Below are 24,699 nucleotides of genomic sequence, written 5' to 3'. Positions count from 1 at the left end.
GTACAGCTTACCTGTCTTTATTTACAGCATACCGTTAACGCCAATACATCCGGCTGGGTGTATTGTATGCTGAATCTAGAAGGAAAACTGTAACAAACAAAAGGAGACAACAAAGTGGGAACAATTGTATTTATTCTCGCAGCATTGATCGAGATCACGTTAGCCGTATACTGTATTGCAACAAAGTCCAATCAGAAGAGAACCAGAAGTTGGATCCGTATCGGTACATTCGCCACATTCTTCTTCTTTACTCTGATATCGGTCATTGAGTGGAGCTTTCAATGGAAATTGCTTGCTGCGACACTGCTTATTTGGGCAATAATCGGTGTCGTGTCGCTGATACGTAAGAAAGAGGAGAAGAAAGAACCTAAGCGTGTAGGTATCATATTCAAGGCACTCGCCATGTTACTGATTCTGATTATAGCGATGGCACCCGCTTTGATGTTCCCACAGTATGAGCCTCCCCAGATGACAGGTAGTTATGAGGTGGCTACAGCCGTTTATACATACACAGATGATAGCCGTATTGAGACATTCAACAATTCAGGCCAGAATAGGAAGGTTACTGCCCAATTCTGGTATCCTGCGGATAAGGATGGAACATATCCGTTAGTGGTATTTTCCCATGGTGCGTTTGGAATAAAAGATAGCAACACTTCCACCTATATGGAATTAGCAAGTCATGGTTATGTCGTAGCCTCTCTAGACCATCCCCATCACTCCATGTATACCGTTGATACGGAAGGCAAATTCACAATGGTAGATACGTCATTCATACAGGAAGTAATCGATGTTAATAAGGGCATTTACGATGAGGAGACCGTGTTTGAGCTCACTCACAAGTGGCTGGAAGTTCGTACCCAAGATATGAATTTCGTACTCGACACGATTATTGAGAACACAAAGAATACCGATTCCGACGAGGTTTATCAGCTTATTGACACCAACAAAATCGGTTTGATGGGTCACTCTCTTGGCGGAGCGGCAAGTGCACAAGTTGGTAGAGATCGTGATGACGTACGTGCAGTTATTAATCTCGATGGCGATTTGCTCGGTGAGAATGTAGACTTTAGGGGCGGTAAATACGTTATTAACGATAAAATTTATCCACTTCCGATACTCAATATATACACTGACGATATGATGAAGTTGTTTGCCGCTGCTCATGACGCAGGTTATATTGATGCCAACACACTGATATTAGACACTGCTCCCAAGGCGTTCATGGTCAATATCAAGGGCACGAATCATATGAGTCTTACTGATCTACCTCTTTTCTCACCGATGCTCGTATCTATGATTAGCAATTCAGTGAGTATGGGTGGCGGGGTTGAGGCAGACAAATATTATATTATCGAGACAATGAATACCCTCGTGCTTGAGTTCTTTGATTGCTATCTTAAGGGCGAAGGTGACTTCGACTCTGAAGGGACTTATTAATGTACTTTCACCTTGAGATCCCCCTACTTGTTACGACATCTCAAACGCACTTGGAAATTAATAAGCCCTGGCAATTGCCAGGGCTTTCCGTTTGTATTTATTTTATCTGAAATTTATCGCTGCTCTATCAGCTAAATAGATACGATTTACATCACCAGAATCATTGTATACCGCAGAAAAAAATAACTAATCATGATGTGTGTTTGAATCGGAACTATTAATTGAATTTCCTCCAATAAACTCCTCTTTTTTTGTGTCAAAAAGATAATCAATCGTAAATGGTTCCGTACCGCGTATAATCGGATATTTATCACCATATAACTTTAAAACTTCTTATTTAGAATCTCCGATATTCAAACGATGATCAGTTTTGTATATATTTTCCGATTGCTCATCTCACAATATCATAACCACAGTTTTATTATATCGATAGAAAACTCGGCGTCTCCGAACTGTCAACTTTTCCAGTTCTAGGGTTAATATTCGCGGTCTTCGTCAACGTTTTGTGACATCACTAGAATTTAATAGTTGTTGGTGCTTTTACTTCGGGAGTTGCAATGACTTTAGTATTTGTACTTGGAACATTAGCTTTAATCTTAACCTTAATTTTGGAACTTGTACTCCTGCCACCTAAGCCACCGGCCATTCCCATATCAAATAATACGACATACTCTACCTCTTTTGATTTAAAATACGTACTTACTAACTGTTCTCTCCCCAGCTTACTCTGCCAGCATTATTCGTATAAGCACTCGTTCCCGTTAACAGGCCATACAACTGAAAGCCCAGTTGGTTCATCAAGCTTTCAATCTTCCCTTCGACACTTGCCAGTTCTTCCTTAAGGAAGGCAACGGTACGTACATAAGCTTTGGCTTGGTTGGCTTAGCAGACTGAACTGGTTTAGGAGTCGCTTTAGACATTAGGGAATCTATCTTCTTATGAAACCATCTAACTTTCCCTTAAATAATTTCCTTCAAGAAAATTGGTGGAATCCATCAAAAAGAACAATAATCGAGTACACCGACTGAATTATTTATCCATAAACAAGGCTATATCTTCTTTATTTTTCACATTATCAAGAGAGTTAAAGGTAAATGAAATCCATTTTTTGTAATCATCATTAGATTTACTATAAAAACTAATTGAAACATTATCATAGATATACTCTCTTTCTTTAATAAATTGAATAATCTTATACATCCTACTGTATTCTTCATCCGTATTATCCAATTCGAAAAGACGATTTATTACTATATGAATTTTAGTATTTTCTTTTAGCTCCTGCTTTATCTCCTGATAACTCGGCGGTTCAGGTATAGGTATCTTTTCATATTTCTCCAATATTTCAGGTGTAGGATCTACTGAAATCCTTCCTTTATCACCTTTTGAATAAATACTTTTAACAAAAGGGTCTAATTCCTTATTCACATCATATTCCCACGATGCTTGTAGATAATAGTCTGTTAACTCATCAATATTCTGTAATTTATCTACAAATCTAAATATTTTGAATTTAACCTCTTTATTATTTATTGGATGTGCAATTACCCAATAACTATTATCCTTGAAACTATATTTAACTTTATCTACTTCAATCTTTTGAGAGAATCTTTCCTCACAATAAGCTAATACTGTCTTCTTAAATTCATATCTTTTCCAAGGAGAACCTTCACAGATATAATAAACTAGAGCGGCTATAAACAAACAGATAATTGCTAGCTTTAATTTATGATTCATTCCACTCGCTCCTCCCAAATTAATTGAGGCGGGTTCTCTCCGCCTCAATTAATTTGATAACTTCCTGAAATCATTTCAATAAAGAATTAATCTCCTTAATATTCAACTTATACACAAATCGGGTAAACCAGTTACTTTTGTACGAGTTTATCTGCTTATCAAGTTGTTCCGTGTAATCTTTAAGAGTAAATGCATTATTATAAAAATTCGCTTCAAATACAATCTTAGCAGAGTTCGGAATAATTTCTCCAGACATAACAGGACTATTTAGAAACCTCTTCATTGATATACCATCATTTGTTTTGCCCAAACTTAGGGCTTCAAGTTCAACTTGCAAGCAGTTATTCCATCCCAACATATAGCCAGTTGTATCCCCAATTCCATCTTTATCTTTATACTCCGCTGCTTTTTTATCGAAGAACTTTAAAGATTCAGTAAAGTCGCCCTTTATATAAGTACTACTTGTATAGTTTTTGCTATTCCCATCAAATTGTGACTTATTCTCATAATTTCTCTTGTCGTTATTCCAAGCATTAAAACTTTCTAAGGAGGTTACTGCAGTACCATCCACTTTCATTGATAGTACTGTTTTATTTCCCCAATAAGTATAATACCAATCACCGCCTTTGTTTTGAAACAACGCAGAAGTGTGTCCTGCTCCACCAGCAGCATTCTTTGCAGTTATTATGATAGCATCCTTACCAGTCGGGTCATAATATTTATTAGGATTGTTACGCACATATACATATAAGTTCAAACTCAGTGGATTATGAATCTCCCCTTCATACGTATCCTCATTAATAAACCTACCTACACTTGGATCATACCATCTGGCACGTAGGTATTGAAGCTCAACTGAGTCGTCCCAATATTCTCCCGAATACCGGAACAGATTGTCTACGGTTTCTGTAGCAGTTATTGCATTTCCCCAAATGTCATAGGTATATTGATTAAGTATGTTCCCTGAGCTATCTCTCATTTCTACAACATCACCATGACCGTTGGTAAGATAATAACCTTTTTGACCATTGTCATCTTCTCGCATCACAAGCGCATTTCCGTACAAATAGTTTGCTTTTACATTAGTTGATCCATCCCTCTGAACAGTTCCTTCTGCAATGATAACTTGACCATCATAATAGTATCGTGTTGTTATGTTGCCTTCTTTGCGTTCAACGAGCAAATTATCTCCATTATATTTGTATTCCACCGAGGTACCATCAGATTGTATAACTTTCCTTAATCGATTCCATTCATCATAACTATATGATACATCCTCCGATATGGCACTGCTCACCTGTTCAGTTTGTAAAGTGTTCCTATTACCTCGGCTATCGTAAGTATACAGTTCATTGAATTGATTAGACTTCGTTATCCGGTCCATATTATCGTAACTGAACAGTTTTGTTTCCAGGCTGTTCTCCTTGACTTCTACTATGTTCTTGTTGATATCATGACTGTAATTATATTTATTCAAGGTTGTATTGTTATACTTATGATACAGGCTACTTAGATTGCCATCCATATAGGTGTTTTCTGAACTTGTTCCATTTGCCTGCCGCAAATTAAGCAATTGCCCATTTGCATTGTAATTATATGAGCTTTGAACAACGCCATTCCAAGTCACACTAGTTAAATTATTAGTAGAATTATAATCATATGAAACTTCATTAGCGAATGGTGTCGTCATTTTCACTCGATTACCAATCTGATCATAATCGTACGAAATCGTTTTTCCGTCAGGATAACTTATACTCATAAGCTGCCCTGTAAACGGTGTATATTCATATAAAGTGGTCTGACTTCCGTTATCAGTCATTGTCTTTCGAGTTCCATCATCATTATACGAATATAAAATCTGTTCGGTTGGACCTTGTTTACTGAGCAAAAAGTTACGATTACTATAAATATAATTGAATTCTTGTCCATTTCTATCTGTGTTTCTGATCATATTTCCGTTAGCATCATATTTATAGATATCACTTTTTTGTAAAGGATCTATGACTTTAATTAATTGCCCCAGTTCATCATAGTTTTTCGATAATACACTCTGATCAGGGTATAATATTTGAGTCAATAGCCCTCTATTATTATACGAATACTTATAAGTGTACTGATCAGGCGTAACTAATGATAGTAGGTTACCGAGTACATCATATGAGTAGGTTGTTACATTGTTTTTCCCATCCTGTTCAGAAAGAAGATGGCCCCCTGCATCATATGTTCCTGTCCAAATCGTTTGATAACTTCCGTTTAAGTTTTGCTCTTTTTTTATTACTTGTCCAAATAAATCAAAGTTTTGTCGTATGTTATTTCCGACTGCATCCGTAATCACACTCGTTTTGAAAATATCATCATAAATGATCTGCATTTTACTCTGATCAGGTAGTATCGTCGAGACAGTTCTACCCCATTTATCGTAATTGGTGACTGTCCGATTACTCTTTGCATCTTCTGACCATACCAAACGACTATACTGATCATATCCGTACTTAGATTTAGCTTTGTTTACACCATTCTCTACAATACCACTTTCAATTGTCAAACCTAAGGGATCCCACTGGCTGTAAGTGCTATTCATTACTTCATCAGTTAATACAACTTTATTCAAAGTATCGTTTATACTCAAGGTTGCTTTTGTACCATCCTGATTGACAGTTTGAATTAACCTACCAAGGATATCGTAAGAATAACTAGTCGTCCCTCCATTACCATCCATATATGTTTTTAGTGCCCCTGTGGCCATATTATATGTAGCGTTCACGGTTTGTGTATATGCTTGGCCTGAAGCATCTTTATATGGTCGGCTGATTTCAGTTGGAAACCCAGAACTATACTCATTACCATATTTAATCTGAATATCAACATTTGAATTATCAATTTCTTTGGTTCTAATCAACGTGATATTTCCATAAGCATCATACGTATAATAGGAGTCTTGTAAAACCTTTCCTGAAACATTTGAATCTAACACTCTTTCTTGCAGAATATCACCTTGAGCATTTCTTGAAGCAATTTGTTTGAATACATTCTTTGACAAGCTTACAGGTTCTAACGCAGTTGTTAATAAATGTGTTCCAGAATCATACGCATATGATGAAGTCAACTTTAACGGACTAGTATAACTAGTGACATTTTGATATGCGTCATATGTCCAAGCTGATGTTACAGGTACAGATGTAGCTAGTGTTGTCCTATTGCAATAGTATGAACTAGAAGTAATCGGGACATTTCGATGATTTGCTTCATCATAAGTCTGCTCGGTAATATATTCCGTCGTACCATCATTAGATATTGTTTTTACTGCAAAATAATCAGAACCATAGTTGCTATTCACATACTTTTTCTTAAATGTATTTTGGGTTTCTAGTAGTCCGTCAAACACAGTAGTTGTTAAAGTTAGATTACCTGTGAATGAACTCCCAATATCCCCCGAATATATAAATTTCGAAAGATTGAAATCCTTCGTGGTCATGTCCGTGTAATTTATTACATCTTTTCTTTCAGCTAGTCGAAAAGCTTGATTCACTTGTTCGTTTCCAACATAACGTGTAACAGGATTTACTTCATATTGATAGTCTGTTTTTGCCCCTGTCGGATGAACAATGTTAGTAAGAAGTGCATACGGATTATCAGCGCTCGGTGATGATCCGAGTAGATTAAACTTTGCTTGCTTGACTGCGTAACTATATGTCGTCTTTCTCCCCATTGAATCTATGACTTGAGTAAGTAGTTCTTTATTATTCTGTGTCGTTTTTTTGTAGATTACTGTCTGATCTCCCAGCGTGAGTTTTACTTCCCCCGATGTATACTGAATGTCAATGGAATTTCCTAGAGCGTCCTGAATTGATGTAAGAATAACTCCATAAGGAGAAACATTACCATAACTAAATCCGATATAGTTTCCGTAAGCATCTTTTATTTGTAGTATATTTCCATCTGAATCAAAATATTGAGAGGTTCCATAAACCGATTTTAAAACATACGCTGATTTTCTATTGGCATATGTTACAGAAGTATCTGACTCAAAGGATAAGTCAGACCATGGATAATTTTTTAATTGTTTTCCGTTAATTTCATAAACACTACCCTCAGACAACCCTACGTAAGTTCTACCACTATCAAACTTCAAATATGGTATATTCCAGCGCCATCCCTTTCCTAATGGAAACCGTTTGTCTAATGGATTATCTTTTACCTTGTTGTATGCATTGTAGTCTGTAAGTACTTCCCTAATATCTCCGCTACTATAATAAAGTTCCTCGTAATCAAAGTATCCCTCAGAATAGCTTCCGGCTGATCCAGTTGTATTATAACTTCCATTGTTTATTTCCCTCTGAAAAGCAACTGCTTCTTGATATAGCGAAAAAGGACCTGCTGTATCTGAATATCCATCTTGGATATACCAGTTTGATTTATTCGTTGTTGTTGTATTATAGGCAAATCTATACTCTTTGTAATAAATTCGATCTTTTTCATATCCACATGGATGAACTACTTCACGACTTAAACTAGGCGGATTATTTTTTGCAACATCCAATGTATACATGCTGGAGAAGGTTCCACCATTCCTTTTTGCATTTGATCCCATACCAGCGCTATACAACGGTGTTGATGTATCTGAACAAGCATATTTTACGAGAGTTTCACTATAGACGCGTTCCAAATTGTAATATTCGTCTCTGAACTTAAGCTCTTTATTAAAATCAAATACGTATCCATATTCCATACTGTATCCAACATCTGGTTCATAATATTGTGCATCACTGCTGTCATATGTGCGGCTTAGTGAAAATGACAAACCGTTTCTTCCAGGCAAAGTAAAAATTGACAATGATCCGGACAGTAACGAGACATCCTCACCATGTAAATTAACCTTATAAGGCGCCTCTGATATCTTAGCAATGGGCTTTAGAATTTCAGGTGTCGGATTCGTCGTTTTCTGAGCATATACTGCACCTGTTACATCATGAATTTCTGTAGGATCAATATTAGGTTGTTCCCCATCTATACCCTCTTTATCAAAGATTATTGGGTTTTCGTTAAATGTTGATGGAAATTCTAAGGGCTCTGGGTTAGTGATTGTTTCAAATATACTAAATGGCATTAGTTCTTTATTTTCAACATAAGAAGTTATGACACTTTCCGTTGAATCAGATAAATTAATGGGAACTTTCCGATCTAACGTTGGAGACATACTTCGTAGTGTTGCTGAATTGGATTGAGTCCATAATGTTGTAAAAAGCTCTTGGAGGGTAAATCCCTTATCTAATTCATTTTGTATCCAGTCTTCAGTAACTGAAAAGAGTTGAATTAAATCCTCCCTTGTTAGTTTGGCCTGATTTTGCTCGATCTGATCTTGCTCGACATTTAGTTGTCTTTCTAGCTCTATGCGATTACGTTCAACTTCCAGTTTTAAACTACCCAATTCTTCGACACTCTCGGCTGTTTGCATATTTAAGAGTGATGATTCCAAAGTTGGCTTTGGAGTTTCTACAGGATTATCGTTTAAAGTGTCTGGTAGGTCTGTCTGTTCTTCTTGATTCACAGGATTCATGACAAATTGAGCATCGTTTGACATGCACTTTATACATGCTATATGGTCTTCAATATAAATAATAGATATTTAAGATGACTTAGAAAACATAGGAATTGAACCCTGAAATCATTAAGATGATTGAATATTTGTAGAAATTGACGATTTAGACCACCAAAGACATCCTGAAAAATCTTTTTTCTGTTACCTAAACCACAAAAAAAAGGCGTTCGCTAATGAACGCCTTTCGACTTAAATTTTTATTTTGAAAATAAAAATCTCTAAAACACCTTCTTCTGCCCACGATCATCCTTCAAAATCTCCACCGCTTCACGGAACCGTAGCGAGTGGATAATTTCCCGTTCACGCAGGAATTTCAAACTATCCTGCAAATCAACGTCGTCAGTCATGTCGATGAGCCACTGGTATGTAGCTCTTGCTTTCTCCTCAGCCGCAATGTCTTCGTATAGATCCGCAATAGGATCACCCTTGGCTTGAATATAAGCAGCTGTAAAAGGTACTCCTGAGGCGTTCTCGTAGAATAGTGCGCTATCATGTGCGACATAATGAGGCCCTAATCCACATGCCCTTAATTCTTCCACCGTCGCGTCCTTGGTGAGTTTATATACCATGGTGGCGATCATCTCAAGATGCGCGAATTCCTCTGTACATATAAGTTATCATTTAGCTGATTTCCAATAGGAAGCTTCCGTAATATTTTCATTTTTTAACTTTATTCGGAAGATTAAAATACTCAACAATAAGTATAAGTAAACCTAAAAAAAATAAAATAACCCCCAGAACAAAGGGAGCACCTAAAAATAAGCTCTGCTCATTACTTAAATCCATTGCCCCAAATATTGCAAACCATAGTTTAGTCCCTCTCCAAACATCGACGGTTGGGAAGAGTTCTGAAGCTAACGTTATAATTCTTAAGCAGATCGCCGTTCCAATAGCGATAAATGTAATACCAATAATTGTTTTTTTCATTTCTTTCCCCCATCAATAATACATTTTATTATTCACAATCAAAAAATAGAATAAGCTATATATTAACATGAAAGTCAATCTAATATTTTCATTTAATAACTATATTATCATTAGTCAACGAAATAATTAAGTCTATAGCTTTCAATATATGTTAAAAAACACTCCCCTCTCGTACAACTAAGTGAGGGGGAGTGTTATTTAAATAAAATTATACATTAGGGGCACCAGTTGGTGGTGTTGGGGTTGTTGCTGTTAAACTTTGACTAGTATTAATTCTTGACCAATACTCATTAGATTTTGTAATAAGAGAATAATTTGATCCTGTTTTTGTATAATAATAAGTATTTATTGCACCCCCAGCGTAGATCATTAGATAGTATTCCCCAGAGTATTGGTCAAGTTTATACTTGATATATGGTCTATATCCCCACGCTGTCCAAGCTGGAACATTTGCGCCTTGAGATATAGTAGAAGTTTGTTCCACGCTTGCTGATGCGCTAAAGCCAAATTTATTCTTGATTTCTACAGCACCTTCAAATCCTATATCCCTACTAATTTTTAATGTTTTTGTATAAGAAACTGTTATAGCAACAGCAGAACGATAATTATCTTCAGTGACCCAATCCCTATTAAAGGTAACACGATTTTCAGATGAAGTTAATTTTGGCTCTTTACTCCAGCCTCGGCCTACAACTTGTCCATCAGCATAAAACGGTGTTATATCCTGTGTAGTCGCTCTTGATTGTGTATCTGAGGACATTATTTTATCAATAGTACTATTGATATTTTTAATATTTTCAGAATATTTTACTTTATCTGTATTGTAAAACTTTAATAAGGAATTTCTAAATGTCTCCTTATCGATAATCTTACCTGTAGACTTGTCAACCCCCTCTAAGTCAACAACTTTCTCCACTCTGATAAGACCCGAAGTAGTAGGAGCATCTTCGTAAATAGTTGAACTTTCTAACTCGTCCACTGTTTTAGAACTTACTACTTGAACTTTTTCTTCTGAAGCAAATACAGCTATACTGGAAAAAGAAGTCAGTCCAACAACACAAAGACAAATAGCTATTTTTTTAAAATTAACCATTTAAACCCTCCTTTAACATTTTTTGAAGTCTTCGCTAGTATATATTTAAACACATTAACTGTCAATCTTTTTTTGGAAGTATTATATTTTTATAGTTAATTTTTTAATATTTTCCAATATAAACCTGTTAATATATTAAACGTACAATTCAACTATATACTTGTAAAATCGATAAATAGAGGTTACTTAAGTAGTAGTAATAATGTTGATTATTGGAGTTTCGTCTATGGTGCAGCATCAAATTACCAAATAACAATACTACCTCCAGAAGATTATTATTATGTAATCAATTATCAAAAAGTCGGTGACAAATATCTTTATGTCTCTACGCATTTTGGTGGATAGGGTAGTGGTATCTACTTTACATTACCAGGACTAAGCAGTAGTGGAGTTATTCCGGAATATTACGTAAATATATTCAACGTCCAAGGGGTTCTGGAACGCATGACCACCGCAGAGCGTAACACCATTATGGAATTACATTGTCAACATTAAAGCGTACTTGTCCAACCGTAGACGCTCCTGAAGCTTTTAAGTCGTCACCTGCATCTTTAAGGGTTTTCATTATTCCGACAAGTTGTCTTAGCTCGGATATTTGATCCGTCAACGTCTAAATTGCCATCTTTTCTTTACTTTTCTACTCAAAATACCCCCTCCTTTTTGCACAATGCTTTATGTGAAAATTTTATAAAACTCAGCAAAAGGTCAACTAACTTTTCCCGCTGGTATACTGCCCTACACTCAATCCATCTTTTGTTACCTGGGCGACGACCGGTTTCAAGCCACTCTATGACATATTCAAGTTCACTTATTATCCCTTCACGTCCACCGATTACTTTTTTATCATCTGCGTCAGCTCGACTATATGCTCGCTCGGCACTCTTTAAAGCTCGTTGATAATTATCAACTGTCGCAAGCCCCAAATCTATCATTTGTGAAGGAGCTGGTATACAACTTAATACCTTTGCCATATCATCAGGCTCCTTTATGCGTGTCGTGTCCTCGATCATAACTAACAAATTTACTAAAGTCCTTCATAAAGACAAGCTTGACTGTACCGACTGGGCCGTTACGCTGCTTAGCAATAATAAATTCAACGATATTCTTTTCCTCTGAATCATGGTTGTAATAATCATCTCGATACAGGAATGCAACGATATCGGCATCCTGTTCTATTGACCCAGATTCTCGAAGGTCGGACATCATCGGACGTTTGTCCTGCCGTGACTCTACTGCACGACTTAATTGAGATAAAGCAATTACAGGCACATTGAGTTCACGCGCAAGTTGCTTGAGCTTTCGAGATATTTCGGAAACTTCTTGCTGCCGATTGTCTCCACGGCGATCAGATTTTATTGAGGTAGAGATCGCCAAATTATCGGGCAGACTCGATATATTACCTGTTGAAAAAATAGAAACTGCTTTGGGAGCACCTAAATAAGGAGTTCCGATAGTTATTAATTTATCAACCGCATTCACTTGTCTTATATATTCAGTCGCAACTAGCCCCCCCATACATACTGTTTAGGCTTCCAAACTTGATTATTACCTACAAATAATTCACTTACCATTATACCTGGTACTACAATTACAATGTTTTTGTAGACAGTTACTGAAACCTGACCACCAAACTCAGAACTTTCATCTATTGGCTGAACACGAAAAGTATATCTACCATCATCAGGAGGATTAAATTCAAATATGTTATGGTATGCATTTCCAGTATACTGTGAATATGTTTGTTCCCAACCATCTTCCCGAGTTACTGTTATTTGGACCGGGTGTGTTTCAAGAAAGCTGTAATGAATATCAATTGCATTCCCATATTCACTAAAGTAATCATCAACCCATACATCAGTACTTCTGGTGCCAATTCCATTGCTTGTGGAGGACATTGTTGAGGTGCTTCTCTGTTCCTGTAGTATATTTGAACTACCACTATTATCAGCAAAAACAAAATTATTAAATATGGGAAGTTGTATAATAAAGCACAAAAATATTATTATAATATTTGTCATAATCTTTCGCATATTTTCTCCTCCTGCTATTCTATTTTCATTAATAAATCTCCATAATTTTACATATTTCGAATGGAAAACAACTTGTGATTGATTTGTTTTCATCAATTAAGACATCAATATAAGTAGTTCTACCTTTAGTGTAGAAAGTAATATTTATATCCCCATCAGGCAACTTTTCCAGTAATGTATCCACTTCATTTCTCTTGAATTGGCCATTCAATATTCTTACTAATACAATCGTTACCCTTACACCATATTCTTTCGTTTGTTTCTTACTTTCTGACACATCAATTTCATAAGGAAGACCGGTTTGCTTTAATATCGTAGAAATTTGCTCGATTGTTTTATTTTGTTCTTTTTTAGTAGGAATTGATAAGTAATGATCAAAATTAGTAACTATAACAGGAGCAGCTAATAGAAAAAAAATAAATATATATATATTGAGCGAAACAAAGGATTTATTTTTCACTTTCTTGAAATGATAACGCAATGACAAAAAAAATAAAAAAAAATTAACAGTAACAATAAGACCCAATTAAATACACTATTAATATGATAAGTCGAAAAGATAATATTACCAATTACGAAGCTGGTCGATCCGCCCAATAAACAACTAGCAATCAATAATAATAAGTTAGCACTCCAATTTTTTTTCAATAACTTTCTACCTTCCATTTCCTTAGAAGTAAAATTAAGTATATTTTTTTTACATGTCGAATACTGTTGAATTTTGGAATTAACGATCACTTTTTATATTTTGAATATTATGGAAAAACTTGGACACACGATAGTCCAGTTGAAGGGGGGAGCTTTTTTATGAGCTTTTGAAGAAAAAACGGAAATCTCTGAGGAACGAAAGAAGACGATCTTAGAGAAAAAATGCTAGAATGATAACCTAACATATACTAGCGCACCTAATAGTAGTTGGCCTCCCTAATACCGGAATTAACAAAAAAAGAAGAAAATTTGAAAGTATATTCTTTGAAATTCCCCTCCTCTATTACTAGTAATAATTAACAGTTATAGATTTAATTAATTTCTTAGAAAATCCATTTTTGAAGGCTATCAATAAGTCGCAAAAATGGATAAAAAATACAAGATTCCTTGACTTAAACTATCGGTAAATTTTTTCTTAAAATTAATAGTTGTTCTAGATATTAATTGTCAACTTTGTTACAACATCCAATTAACACTAAAGGCCCAGTATTAAAACTAATATATCTGATCCACGTACTTTAGCGATCCCCATCCATTACGATTTTAGTTATTGAACCTCAAAAATAAGGTGCTATTTTGTGAATTCAACTCAAATAAATGCTTGTATCGTGCATGCGCAACGGATTTATCCAGCTCGATTCAAAAGTTAGTTACTCAAACTAACCCGTAAGTGGTCACATTTTAGTGGCCAACTTACGGGTTAGTTAAAAAACTTCTTCTGTTATTTCCTCAAAACACCTTCTTCTGCCCACGATCATCCTTCAAAATCTCCACCGCTTCACGGAACCGTAGCGAGTGGATAATTTCCCGTTCACGCAGGAATTTCAAACTATCCTGCAAATCAACGTCGTCAGTCATGTCGATGAGCCACTGGTATGTAGCTCTTGCTTTCTCCTCAGCCGCAATGTCTTCGTATAGATCCGCAATAGGATCACCCTTGGCTTGAATATAAGCAGCTGTAAAAGGTACTCCTGAGGCGTTCTCGTAGAATAGTGCGCTATCATGTGCGACATAATGAGGCCCTAATCCATATGCCCTTAATTCTTCCACCGTCGCATCCTTGGTGAGCTTATATACCATGGTCGCGATCATCTCAAGATGCGCGAATTCTTCGGTACCTATGTCGTTAAGTAGTCCGATAACTTTGTCCGGAATTGTATACCTTTGATTGAGATACCGCAATGCCGCAGCTAACTCCCCATCGGCACCGCCATACTGCTCAAGCAGTAATTTGGCCATTGGGATATCACATTTACCTACACGAACTGGATATTGTAGCTTTTTCTCATAGACCCACATTACTTTAAGTTCCCCTCCTTTGGCTTGCTTGGAAAATTACAAACAAACACTACACCTGCCAAGGCCACGGGACTTTTGACCATTCCCACGGAAACTTCGAATAGGCACGGCCGAAGTTCTGCAGGGGACCATACAGTTGTTGAAAATGATTGGCAAGATTGGTCCGTTCAAAAGTTAACTGATTGAATTGTTCAATGGCTTGTAAATCATCCGGGTGAGTGTCGAGATAAAGATTAAGTTCAACTAGAACAAAGTCCAGGGCCTGCAATTTCTCAAGCATTTCATAAAACTCTGGATCACACTGAGGTTTCGATGTCATTTCATCACCGTCCTTTTCCCCATCTGGATTCATAGGGACTGTATAGAGCCGGCCATAACGTGCCATGTCTCAAGGCTTCCTGCGGACTGAACTGCGGTAAATTCATCGGTTGAAAACACATAAACAACTGCGGAGGTGTACTGTACGTCTTGCATAGTATCGGTGGGCAGGGATCGAACGGGCCGATATATGGGGCCCATGATTGCTCTTGGGGATGACTCAAACCAAGTTCCTCCTTTTTATCATCTGACAATTTCCTCATCATTAACATATGACGTTCGCCCAGAAAATGAACCTAAAATCTGGGCAAAATAAAGACGATATATCCCCTACCTGTACCAAAGGGACCTATCGTCTTTGTCCATAAAATGGAGTACAACTTACTCTCACTATTTTGACTCTCTCACACCTTGATCGCGGATCTTTTGCAAGTTAACATTAATGCCTTTTCGCATAAACTTATTGAAGATCCACATTTTAAGCTTTAATCTGTTATTCGAATATTGCTGAAACAACTCATCCGGCGAATTAAAGGTTCCTAAATGATCCACTACCGAAGCAACTTGTATAAATGTAGACTTTCCGTTGAAGCAGGTATTGAATCCATCTCCTTTTTTGACGGAAACGCCATACCCAATTAATTTATCTCCTTGATCACTTAGATGATTCTTGGTTTGGGCAAGCAATTTATCGTCAATAATGACTCCCTCTAGTGCAAGCCATTCATGATTAACCCATATTTCCGTATAGGCGTGGATAATTTTTTGGGGTGCCAAGGTATATGTGATCCCAGTCAATGCACCTTTTTGCATTTTTTTATCAATAGTGAATCCCTGAACTCTGCAAGGTACGCCGACACCTCTTAATAGAGCCATAAGCAGAATACTTTTCGTATTACATTGCCCTAAGCCATCCTCCAGAATTTCACTTGCAGTCAGGGCATCTCCCCGGTTATAACCAAATTTGATCTCATTTCTAACAAAATTATAGACTGCTGAAATTTGCTCTTGCAGTGAATCTATCTCTCTCCATTGATGCGATTCAATCAACTCTTCGATCATAGGGTGTCTGTAATTTAGTAATTGAGTTTCATCTAGATATACATCCATATTCTCCACTCCTTTAACTACAGCTTAACGTTACTTAGAGTCGATGACTTTCAAATTTATGCTATCTTTCGTTATTTGCGTTAGCGACATGCCCAGAGTCTTCTTGGCTACTGCCGCCAAATGGGCAGAATGACTGAAGCCCGCTTCATGAGCAGAACGAGTTAGTGAATATCCCTTATGTATAAAGATAAAGGCACTTCTCAATTTAAGTAAAATGATATAACTACTATAAGCAACACCATACTTTTCTGAGAACAATCGGGAGAAATGGCTCGGTGAATAGTTTAAACGGGAAGCCATCTCGGTTTGTGAATAAAACTTGCCTGTGCGTCGCATTTCAGTTATAGCTTCATCCATATGTTCACCTTGCTCCAGGGACATGTGCTCAACGCTCTTCGACTTTATGTTTACTAATCCTTGAATAACTTCATATAGTTGATCGGAAGATTCAATATTATAATTGGACCAGTGGGAATCTATACAAACATGCCGCTGTTGCTTTAACAAGTCAGTATAAATATATGTATATAAAACGGAGCTGGGATCAACCAGCACATTGTGCGTAGCTGTTCCATATGAGTTTACCTTATGTACAACATTAGTATCGATAATAACAAACTTTGTATGGAAGCTACCCTCTCCAATCGTTATTTCAATAGGCTCTACCACCGCATAAATGATTTGCAACATATGATGACGGTGTTCTTCAGCATTTAGAGAATCTATGGAGAATAATACCGCTTCTTCTTTAAATAATATATTTAGCATCGCTGTTTTTCCCTTCCAAGAAACTCTGGTTAATACATAAATGACCCACAAAAGGGCAACTTTTTGCAAAGTGTCCTTCTTGTGGGTCACATTATAGTTAGCTCCGGACAGGAGTCCCTATCTTCAATAGATAAATTAATTAGTTCTCTTGCTCAACCTCTTCAAGTACTTTGACTTTCCGTTTGGTAATTTTCACACGTGTAATACGTAATCTTGCCGATTCAGCCACTTCAAATAGAGCACCACCGAACTCTTTCTTCCTTCCTTTAACCGGAGCACCTTCTAGCTCTTTAAACAGCCAGCCTCCGATGGAGTCCACCTCATCATCTTCAATGCTAATTCCGATTAAATCATTAACCTCTTCAATCAATAAACGGCCGTCTACAGAATAAACTCCGTCTGCAAGCTTTTCTACTTCAGGAAGCTCATCCTCAAATTCATCATGCAAATCGCCAACGATCTCTTCGATAATTTCCTCAGCAGTTAATAATCCCGCCGTTCCACCGTACTCATCAACCACTAGCGTCATTTGCACATGTTTCTTCTGCATATTTCGTAACACTTGGCTAACTTCCATCGATTCCGGTACATTTAGAATAGGACGTACCATTTGAGTCAAGTCAAGGTCTTTGCCTGGTTCAGGCAATAAAAGATCAGTGATATGCACAAATCCGATAATCTGATCCTTATCCTCCACAGCTACTGGATATCGTGAATGCTTCGTTTCACTAACAATCTTCATATTCTCTTCCCATGATAAATGAGTGTATAAGCAATCCATATCCGTACGTGGAAGCATAACTTCTCTTGCTAGCATATCGGAAAAGTCAAAAAGATTATCCATCAGTTTCATTTCATCTTTATCAATAACCCCACTCTTCGCGCTTTGATTCATCAGAATACGAATCTCTTCTTCCGAATGCGCTGCTTCTCCTTCACCTGCTGGTTCAATACCGACAAGTCGAAGCATCCCATTGGCAGCTGAATTCAAAAGCCATATCACGGGTAAAAAGAGTCTGTAAAAGTAAAGAAGTGGCGCCGACAACCACAGAGATGTTTCCTCGGACTTCTGGATCGCCAGTGATTTCGGAGCAAGCTCTCCAATGACAATATGTAAAAATGTAATAATCGCAAACCCGATCGCTACTGATACCGTTGAAATCAATGTTGTATCCGTAACACCCATTTTGTACATGATTGGCTCAATCAAGAGTTCCGAAATGGCTGGCTCACCTACCCAACCTAGTCCAAGAGATGCCAAGGTAATTCCCAACTGAGTTGCAGATAGATAAGAATCTAACTTCTTATTCACCTTAAGCGCAAACGTCGCACGTTTGTTCCCTTCACTAACTAGCTGAGTCAGCCTAGACTGGCGAACCTTAACGAGTGAGAATTCGGCAGCAACGAAGAATCCATTCAATATCACGAGAATAAAGACAAGCAATAAATTAAAAGCAAGCTTACTAAATTCTATATGTCCGTCGGGCATGTTAGCGCCTCTTTCCTATGAAATGATAGCTTTGCGGGATTTGAAATCAATGTCTTTATAGTACATATCTGCCACGAGCAAATTCGGTCCGCAGCAACTTGCATAATCACAATGACAATTCACCTTTTGATTCAATGGATGGCCATTCAGCCATTTCCCAAAAATATCGTCCAGTTTTCCTTTATTTATATTACCAAATGCCGGAATAGCTGCAAAGTCTGTCACATAGACATCTCCTGTGAACATATTGACATTCACACGATTCCTACCGTCTGGATCATTTCGTACGGTGACATTTGGCTCTTGACGAAGACGACGTAACAACTTAGCGTCTTCTTCACTGCTATTACAAGCAAAGAACGGAAGTGTTCCAAACAACATCCATAAGTCCTGATCACGTTGATCAAGTAAAGAATGAATGGCCATTCGCATATCTTCCAATGATAATACAGGTAAACCCTCTGCGAAGTCAGCCGCATACATCGGATGAACTTCATGACGACGGCAGCCCATTTCCACGATCATCTTATGAATCTCTGGTAATTTATCAAATGTGCGGTAATTAATCATGGTTTCCGCCGAGACGAACATTCCCGCTTCACTAAGTCGCTTCGTATTTTCAATCATCTTATGATACATCTTGAAGGCAACTTCTGGTTTAACAGAATGTCCACTACGGGCGAATCCAACCTCATGAAAGTCTGTCTCATCTGTATAGTTAAACGATATATGCATAACGTCGAGATAAGGTAGTAATTTCTCGTAACGTTCATAGTCCAGCGTTAAGTTCGAATTAATTTGAGTGCGAATACCACGCTCTTTAGCATATTTAAGCAGTGGTACGATTTTCTCATCCACCGTTTGGCGTCTAAATGTTGGTTCTCCTCCAGTTATACTAATCGTACGAAGATGCTCCACTTCATCTAAAGCCTTTAGCATAAGAGAAAGCGGTATTTGTTCTGGTTCCTTCATCACTAGGCTATCGCCGACAGCACAGTGCTCACAGCGCATATTACACAAATTGGTAACTGTCATTTCTACACTAGTCAGTACATGACGACCAAATTCCCGAAGCGAAACAATCGGATCCCAGGGATCATAACTCGGACTTATAGTAGAAATTCTGTCTGTGTCTGTATTGTTGTTCATTATCATTATGTTTACTCACCTTATCTTTATAATTATCTAAGTTTGCTTGGTCCATATTAACTTCACCTGACTAACCAACGTTCCCATTAAGCCCCATACCATCTACTTCAGTAACAACAACGGATAATTGCGTAGACAAATCCACATCATACGGAGACTTTACTTCCACACCGAATTCATCGTTTAATATGCGAATAACAGGACGATTTGGAATGAGACCGTGAATCTTGGCGACAACTCCTCGCTCCCCTGTACTAAGTTTCACCATCATCCCTAATGGATAAATCGCAACTCGGTCCCTAAATACCTCCAGCTTCGATTTATCGTACCAGTGGCCGCATCCGGTATACAATACTTCCAAAGCTTGATGAGGAAGCATCGCTGATCGATATACCCGGTGGGTCGTCATGGCATCGAACGCATCAGCAATGGCAATCCATTGGGCGAATTCATGAATCTCATTCCCTTTAATTCCTCGAGGATAACCGTTACCATCCAAACGCTCGTGATGTTGATAAGCACAGTGAGCTGCGATAAGAGGGATTCCTGGCTCATCCTTAAGTATTTTGAATCCTATATCCGTATGGGTCTTCATTAGTTTGTATTCCTCATCACTCAAACTCGCAGGTTTATTGAGCAGAGAAAGAGGTATTTTAGTCTTTCCTATATCATGCAGCAATGCACCTAGGCCCAGCGTTGTCAGTTCATCTTTACTATATCCATGGATTTGGCCCAATAGGACTGTATAGATACACACGTTCAACGAATGACGGTAGAGATATTGATCCATGCTGTTTATGTTCATAAGCATAATCATCGCGTCTTCCCTTGCAGCAAGGTCATCCATAATGGTCTCAACTAGATTAGAGAACACTTTACCCAAATATGGGTAGACTAAACCTTTCGTTACTGGAGCCATCAATTGATGGTAATTTGCCCGGATCTCACCAAGTGCACGTAGACGAGTCTCGTCTTCTATCATATCATGGATCACGATATCATCAGTCCGAGGGTCGGAAATATACACCAATTCCAGACCATGTAACTTTAATCGTCGGATAATCGTATCGTTCAATTCCGCATTCTCAGATAGTAAGACTATACCGTCCTCACTATATATTTTCTTACCAAGTTTCATTCCAGGTAACAAGGAGTCAATAGATACTAACCGCATAACTCCACTCCGTCCCAAATAAAAATAAATAATGTGTTGTCTAACATAAAACTCATCCTATCCATTTATAGAAGTTACGATATATATCGGGAAAAATATAAAAACATTATAACTTTGTTTCCTTATTCCATCTGGAAAGAAAACAATTTGCTACTGCCCCGGGCGTCTGTAACTCTATTCTAAGCAGATCACGTAAAAAGTCAGGAAGCATAAACTCCTTATCCCTTCCACACTTCAATCGTTCATAACCGATGCCGAACGTAAACATATCCAGCGTTCCAACAACATAAATTTTATCACGAGCAATCGGCACACCACTAACACTGGCTTGAAGAATTTTATTATAAGGCAATCCTGCCTTATTGTATATAATTTCCATGCCATCCACACAAATCCCACCTAGTACCTTCCCCCGAAATCCGAAGCCATAAATAACTCGGTCACTTTCTTCAGGAAGTAAGGATTGCTCCAAGGTATAGAGAATATCTTCCCCCGTAAGACTCATTCTGCACGGATTAATAGGGGATGGACACCGTTCATGCAGCATTCCTTCAGTAATCTCACCAGCCGGAAGATCAGCTAATAATTGTCCGCTATTCACTATTGATAGATCGCTATCGGTGTATCTCCTAACCGCTTGCGCAAGTAAATTACCAAACGGTGATTCAGAGCGGTAGTCTATGGTTATATCCTCTTCAATAACTGCAACGGTTCGCTGCATTCGGATTTCAGCTTGTTCTTTGTGAATCGCAATTGCATTCAGAATCCTGTGATCCTCTGGACCATCTTCAACTGGAAGGCATCTCGCTTCCCTCACAACAAGCTTCCCTAGCTCACGATCTCGCTCAAACACGAATTTCCCGAGATAACGTCCGAATTTCCCAGCCGCAGTAATCGCTGTTCTACCTATATATAGCGGTTCCTCAAGTAAATGATGTGTATGCCCTCCAATGATCAGATCGATATCAGGGACCACTTCGGCAAGTTCTTTATCAAAAGGAAGTCCGAGATGAGACATCACAACAATGAGATCAACCTGAGGACGTAGCCGCTCTACGGATTTCATGATGGTCGTCTTCGGATCCAGAGCCTCTAGTCCAAGCAATTCATAGAAATCAGCATATGCCACCGTCGCACCAACAAGTCCAATCGTGAATGGACCCTTATGAACAATCAGATCCTCCTTCATCCATACTGGAGGCTTTCCTTGACCTATCTCCAAGATATTACCGCAGACAACAGGGCAGGCCAATCCTACATAAGCTTGATTTAACAATTCTGGAGTAAATGTTAGGCCTTCATTGTTACCAATCGTGATGGCATCATATCCCGTCAAATTTAGAATATCTACGTTAGCTTGTCCCATTGTCCCTTCCGTTTCCGGCGCTGCCCGGTCCATATGATCTCCGATATCAAGGAGGAGCGTACAAGCTTCATTTTTACCCCTCTGCTCCTTCACCATGGCGGAAATACGTCCCATGGCACCAAAGTGGCTGTGTAAATCATTAGTATACAGTATCGTTAATATATCCTGATCCGTATCCTGCAAGATGGCATTCCCTCCTTGGTTTATCCTTGTATATCCAGCCTTGTCTAGCTCATTATCCTTATAATATTATATACCTCATTTTAAATCATTGTCTCCTCATATATGATATATTATAGATGTCTACCAACCATACCGAGGTGAATATATATGGAAATAATAATCTCTTTATTTGCCGGGCTGGCCGATCGAATTGGCACATCTCGACTAACATTCACAACAACAGAAGCTAGTGTAACAGTTGATCAGTTAAAAGAAATTCTTACTGAGAGCTACCCTGCAGCAACTTCCTTGATTGCTGTTTCCTTTGTAGCCGTTAACCAAGAATATGCACGTGGGGAAGTCCTCATCACATCAACAGATGAAGTTGCTTTGATACCACCTGTTTCGGGAGGCTAGCATGAAGCCGAAAAATTCAACTATTCCCTCCGATGACGACAGGTATACCATTACTGAAAAACCTTTATGTATTGAATCCATTACACAAAAGGTTATTACCGCCAACCATGGTGCAACGCTAACTTTCATTGGTACGACCCGGGAGATGACTGGAGAACAACGTACCCTTCACTTAGAATATGAAGCTTATATCCCTATGGCGTTGACTAAATTACGTCAAATCGGGAGCGAAGTGGAGCAACAGTGGCCTGGAACTCTTTGCGCCATTAGTCACCGAATCGGTACAGTAGAAATAACTGAGAGCAGTGTCGTTATCGCTGTATCTTCGCCGCATCGTGCTCATTGTTACGAGTCTAGTCGTTATGCAATTGAAAGACTCAAACAAATTGTACCTATATGGAAGAAAGAGATCTGGGACGATGGAACCGAGTGGAAAGGTCATGGACAAGGACCTTGGGACCCCACTGCACCGGGACAACTCTCTTAAACTAGCAACTAAAGGCACAAATCATGATTGTCAATCCATATATTACCTGATATTATTAAGGAAAAATCGCATTTATAATGAGGTGCCAATATCCTTGAAAATACATATTATGGATCTAAGTCCAGGTGATCGTCTTAAAGGTGACGTCTTTAACAATTATGGCGTATTGGTTCTCCAAAAAGAATCGTCTTTATCCAGTGATGCGATTGTGAAACTCATGCAACATGGTATTGATTACGTAGAAATCGAACCTCACACAGTTGAACATTATTTCCAGCCAAACAATTCAACCTCAGATACCATCCAAAAGATAAAACCGTTCTTCGACGAAGCTGTTGATGGATTTGAGGACATTTTTCTGTCAGCACTATCAAATGGTACATACGACGATGCTAAAGTCGATGATCTGCTACAACCTATGGTTAACAATTTGGGCGGCCAGAAGGATGTTGTCTCTCTCCTTCTGTTACTGTCTGATAGTGGCAATGACAATTACACGTACAATCACTCCTTACAAGTTGGAATGCTCTCCTATTATATCGCTTCTTGGCTCGGTTATTCAAAGCTAGAGGCTTATGAGGTCAGTAAAGCTGGTTATTTAATCGATATCGGTAAATGTAAGCTGGATCAGGATGTTCTATCCAAGCCCGGTAAACTTACGCCTGAGGAATTTGAAGAAGTGAAACGTCATACTATCTATGGCCATGACATCATCCTCAATTCCACGGACGATGAGATTTCAGCAATAGTCGCTTTACAGCATCATGAACGTGATGATGGAAGCGGATATCCGCAAGGCCTGCTGGACAAGCAGATCCATCCTTATGCCAAGATCACGGCCGTAGCTGATGTATATACCGCTATGACTTCAAATCGGGTATATCAGTCCAAGCATGAATTCCTGGCTGTACTTCGCGAATTGAATTCCCTTAGTTTTGGTAAGCTTAGCCCCGAGCCTACTCAGGCCCTCATCAAACATTTACTACCTAACTTTATCGGTAAGAACGTGCTTCTCTCTTCCGGTGAAATCGGCTCCATCATCATGACGAATCAGACCGATTTCTTTCGCCCTTTAGTACGAACTGACTCTGGATTCGTGGACTTATCCAAGGAGCGAGAGATATCTATATCCGAAGTGTATATGTAGTACATAAATAGTAAGACTCCCGCGGTCTGATTATTAGGAGCTGTTCATTTTGGAAATTGTCAGTAAGATCGAAATTCTCCGGTTGGAATTGAATAAACTATGTGCCAATAAACGCCTTGCCGACCAAGAAGTTATCGAGACAAGTCAACAACTTGACGCCGTACTTAACGAATACAATCTATTGCGAATGCAGAGACGCGTCCCATTTTTAAAGAAGGCCTAGCCCTAACAGGTTAGGTCTAATTTTATACCCTCTAATTGGAGTGCTAACGCAAATTA

General features: G+C 38.2%; 19 protein-coding genes and 3 pseudogenes. 4 read left to right on the top strand and 18 right to left on the bottom strand.

The features are described from left to right. Nucleotides 1–114: 114 nt before the first annotated feature. Complete coding sequence (locus NST85_RS09015; protein WP_127192532.1) at nt 115–1,440, top strand: alpha/beta hydrolase family protein; 1,326 nt, start codon at nt 115–117, stop codon at nt 1,438–1,440. A 1,029-nt stretch (nt 1,441–2,469) separates the two neighbouring features. On the opposite strand, the gene NST85_RS09010 is transcribed toward NST85_RS09015, so the two are convergent. The 18 genes and pseudogenes from NST85_RS09010 to NST85_RS08925 form a co-directional block, all read right to left on the bottom strand. Further along, nucleotides 2,470–3,177, bottom strand: coding sequence for a hypothetical protein (locus NST85_RS09010; protein ID WP_341189112.1), 708 nt, complete (start codon nt 3,175–3,177; stop codon nt 2,470–2,472). Nucleotides 3,178–3,247: 70 nt separating this feature from the next. Next, nucleotides 3,248–8,725 carry an RHS repeat domain-containing protein gene (locus NST85_RS09005; protein ID WP_341189111.1) on the bottom strand — a complete coding sequence of 1,826 codons (5,478 nt, stop codon included), beginning with the start codon at nt 8,723–8,725 and terminating at the stop codon, nt 3,248–3,250. A 269-nt stretch (nt 8,726–8,994) separates the two neighbouring features. After that, a pseudogene (locus NST85_RS09000) lies at nt 8,995–9,387 on the bottom strand (manganese catalase family protein); the annotation flags it as partial. A 46-nt stretch (nt 9,388–9,433) separates the two neighbouring features. Next, complete coding sequence (locus NST85_RS08995; RefSeq protein WP_127195291.1) at nt 9,434–9,703, bottom strand: hypothetical protein; 270 nt, start codon at nt 9,701–9,703, stop codon at nt 9,434–9,436. Nucleotides 9,704–9,911: 208 nt separating this feature from the next. Next, nucleotides 9,912–10,796 carry a hypothetical protein gene (locus tag NST85_RS08990; RefSeq protein ID WP_341189110.1) on the bottom strand — a complete coding sequence of 295 codons (885 nt, stop codon included), beginning with the start codon at nt 10,794–10,796 and terminating at the stop codon, nt 9,912–9,914. Between the two features lie 641 nt (nt 10,797–11,437). Then, on the bottom strand, nt 11,438–11,767 hold the full coding sequence (locus NST85_RS08985) for a hypothetical protein (protein WP_341189109.1): 330 nt from the start codon (nt 11,765–11,767) through the stop codon (nt 11,438–11,440). Between the two features lie 4 nt (nt 11,768–11,771). Continuing rightward, nucleotides 11,772–12,137, bottom strand: a pseudogene (locus NST85_RS08980) (DnaB-like helicase C-terminal domain-containing protein); the annotation flags it as partial. A gap of 161 nt (nt 12,138–12,298) precedes the next feature. Continuing rightward, on the bottom strand, nt 12,299–12,826 hold the full coding sequence (locus NST85_RS08975; protein WP_127195293.1) for a hypothetical protein: 528 nt from the start codon (nt 12,824–12,826) through the stop codon (nt 12,299–12,301). Between the two features lie 28 nt (nt 12,827–12,854). Further along, nucleotides 12,855–13,313 (bottom strand): hypothetical protein, encoded by a 459-nt coding sequence (locus NST85_RS08970; RefSeq protein WP_341189108.1) that lies wholly within the window; start codon nt 13,311–13,313, stop codon nt 12,855–12,857. 950 nt (nt 13,314–14,263) lie between these two features. Then, the gene (locus tag NST85_RS08965; RefSeq protein ID WP_341189107.1) at nt 14,264–14,833 is read right to left on the bottom strand and encodes a manganese catalase family protein; all 570 of its coding nucleotides are present in this window, start codon (nt 14,831–14,833) and stop codon (nt 14,264–14,266) included. A 49-nt stretch (nt 14,834–14,882) separates the two neighbouring features. Next, on the bottom strand, nt 14,883–15,218 hold the full coding sequence (locus NST85_RS08960) for a spore coat protein CotJB (protein ID WP_281278193.1): 336 nt from the start codon (nt 15,216–15,218) through the stop codon (nt 14,883–14,885). After that, entirely contained in the window at nt 15,157–15,375 is a 219-nt protein-coding gene (locus tag NST85_RS08955) for a spore coat associated protein CotJA (protein ID WP_127192343.1), read from the bottom strand. Before NST85_RS08955 ends, NST85_RS08960 begins: the two co-directional genes overlap by 62 nt. 166 nt (nt 15,376–15,541) lie before the next feature. Next, nucleotides 15,542–16,261 carry a transglutaminase-like domain-containing protein gene (locus NST85_RS08950; RefSeq protein ID WP_341189106.1) on the bottom strand — a complete coding sequence of 240 codons (720 nt, stop codon included), beginning with the start codon at nt 16,259–16,261 and terminating at the stop codon, nt 15,542–15,544. 30 nt (nt 16,262–16,291) lie between these two features. Next, nucleotides 16,292–17,029, bottom strand: coding sequence for a helix-turn-helix transcriptional regulator (locus NST85_RS08945; RefSeq protein ID WP_341189105.1), 738 nt, complete (start codon nt 17,027–17,029; stop codon nt 16,292–16,294). A gap of 139 nt (nt 17,030–17,168) precedes the next feature. Continuing rightward, on the bottom strand, nt 17,169–18,518 hold the full coding sequence (locus NST85_RS08940; protein ID WP_127192346.1) for a hemolysin family protein: 1,350 nt from the start codon (nt 18,516–18,518) through the stop codon (nt 17,169–17,171). 15 nt (nt 18,519–18,533) lie between these two features. Beyond that, nucleotides 18,534–19,667, bottom strand: a complete 1,134-nt coding sequence (gene yfkAB, locus NST85_RS08935; RefSeq protein WP_127192510.1) for a radical SAM/CxCxxxxC motif protein YfkAB — start codon at nt 19,665–19,667, stop codon at nt 18,534–18,536. 70 nt (nt 19,668–19,737) lie between these two features. Then, the gene (locus NST85_RS08930; RefSeq protein ID WP_127192347.1) at nt 19,738–20,841 is read right to left on the bottom strand and encodes an HD-GYP domain-containing protein; all 1,104 of its coding nucleotides are present in this window, start codon (nt 20,839–20,841) and stop codon (nt 19,738–19,740) included. Nucleotides 20,842–20,947: 106 nt separating this feature from the next. Continuing rightward, nucleotides 20,948–22,390: a bifunctional metallophosphatase/5'-nucleotidase gene (locus tag NST85_RS08925; protein WP_341189104.1), complete on the bottom strand. Its 1,443-nt coding sequence runs from the start codon at nt 22,388–22,390 to the stop codon at nt 20,948–20,950. 147 nt (nt 22,391–22,537) lie between these two features. Here NST85_RS08925 and moaD point away from each other — a divergent pair. The 3 genes and pseudogenes from moaD to NST85_RS08910 all read left to right on the top strand — a co-directional run bounded on the left by moaD (nt 22,538) and on the right by NST85_RS08910 (nt 24,643). After that, nucleotides 22,538–23,273, top strand: a pseudogene (moaD, locus tag NST85_RS08920) (molybdopterin converting factor subunit 1). A 94-nt stretch (nt 23,274–23,367) separates the two neighbouring features. After that, on the top strand, nt 23,368–24,420 hold the full coding sequence (locus NST85_RS08915) for an HD-GYP domain-containing protein (RefSeq protein WP_127192351.1): 1,053 nt from the start codon (nt 23,368–23,370) through the stop codon (nt 24,418–24,420). A 49-nt stretch (nt 24,421–24,469) separates the two neighbouring features. Beyond that, nucleotides 24,470–24,643, top strand: coding sequence for an aspartyl-phosphate phosphatase Spo0E family protein (locus NST85_RS08910; RefSeq protein ID WP_127192352.1), 174 nt, complete (start codon nt 24,470–24,472; stop codon nt 24,641–24,643). Nucleotides 24,644–24,699 lie beyond the last annotated feature (56 nt).

Origin of the sequence: Paenibacillus sp. FSL K6-2524 (assembly GCF_038005525.1) — a bacterium.
Taxonomy (GTDB): domain Bacteria; phylum Bacillota; class Bacilli; order Paenibacillales; family Paenibacillaceae; genus Fontibacillus; species Fontibacillus anaericanus.
This window is presented reverse-complemented; position numbering and strand designations above follow the sequence as displayed.

What these genes read in the sequence shown, in the direction of transcription:
- NST85_RS09010 (WP_341189112.1), bottom strand. Translation starts at nt 3,177, where the DNA reads ATGAATCATAAATTAAAGCTAGCAATTATCTGTTTGTTTATAGCCGCT.
- NST85_RS08995 (WP_127195291.1), bottom strand. Translation starts at nt 9,703, where the DNA reads ATGAAAAAAACAATTATTGGTATTACATTTATCGCTATTGGAACGGCG.
- NST85_RS08990 (WP_341189110.1), bottom strand. Translation starts at nt 10,796, where the DNA reads ATGGTTAATTTTAAAAAAATAGCTATTTGTCTTTGTGTTGTTGGACTG.
- NST85_RS08985 (WP_341189109.1), bottom strand. Translation starts at nt 11,767, where the DNA reads ATGGCAAAGGTATTAAGTTGTATACCAGCTCCTTCACAAATGATAGAT.
- NST85_RS08975 (WP_127195293.1), bottom strand. Translation starts at nt 12,826, where the DNA reads ATGCGAAAGATTATGACAAATATTATAATAATATTTTTGTGCTTTATT.
- NST85_RS08965 (WP_341189107.1), bottom strand. Translation starts at nt 14,833, where the DNA reads ATGTGGGTCTATGAGAAAAAGCTACAATATCCAGTTCGTGTAGGTAAA.
- NST85_RS08960 (WP_281278193.1), bottom strand. Translation starts at nt 15,218, where the DNA reads ATGGCACGTTATGGCCGGCTCTATACAGTCCCTATGAATCCAGATGGG.
- NST85_RS08950 (WP_341189106.1), bottom strand. Translation starts at nt 16,261, where the DNA reads ATGGATGTATATCTAGATGAAACTCAATTACTAAATTACAGACACCCT.
- NST85_RS08945 (WP_341189105.1), bottom strand. Translation starts at nt 17,029, where the DNA reads ATGCTAAATATATTATTTAAAGAAGAAGCGGTATTATTCTCCATAGAT.
- NST85_RS08940 (WP_127192346.1), bottom strand. Translation starts at nt 18,518, where the DNA reads ATGCCCGACGGACATATAGAATTTAGTAAGCTTGCTTTTAATTTATTG.
- yfkAB (WP_127192510.1), bottom strand. Translation starts at nt 19,667, where the DNA reads ATGAACAACAATACAGACACAGACAGAATTTCTACTATAAGTCCGAGT.
- NST85_RS08930 (WP_127192347.1), bottom strand. Translation starts at nt 20,841, where the DNA reads ATGCGGTTAGTATCTATTGACTCCTTGTTACCTGGAATGAAACTTGGT.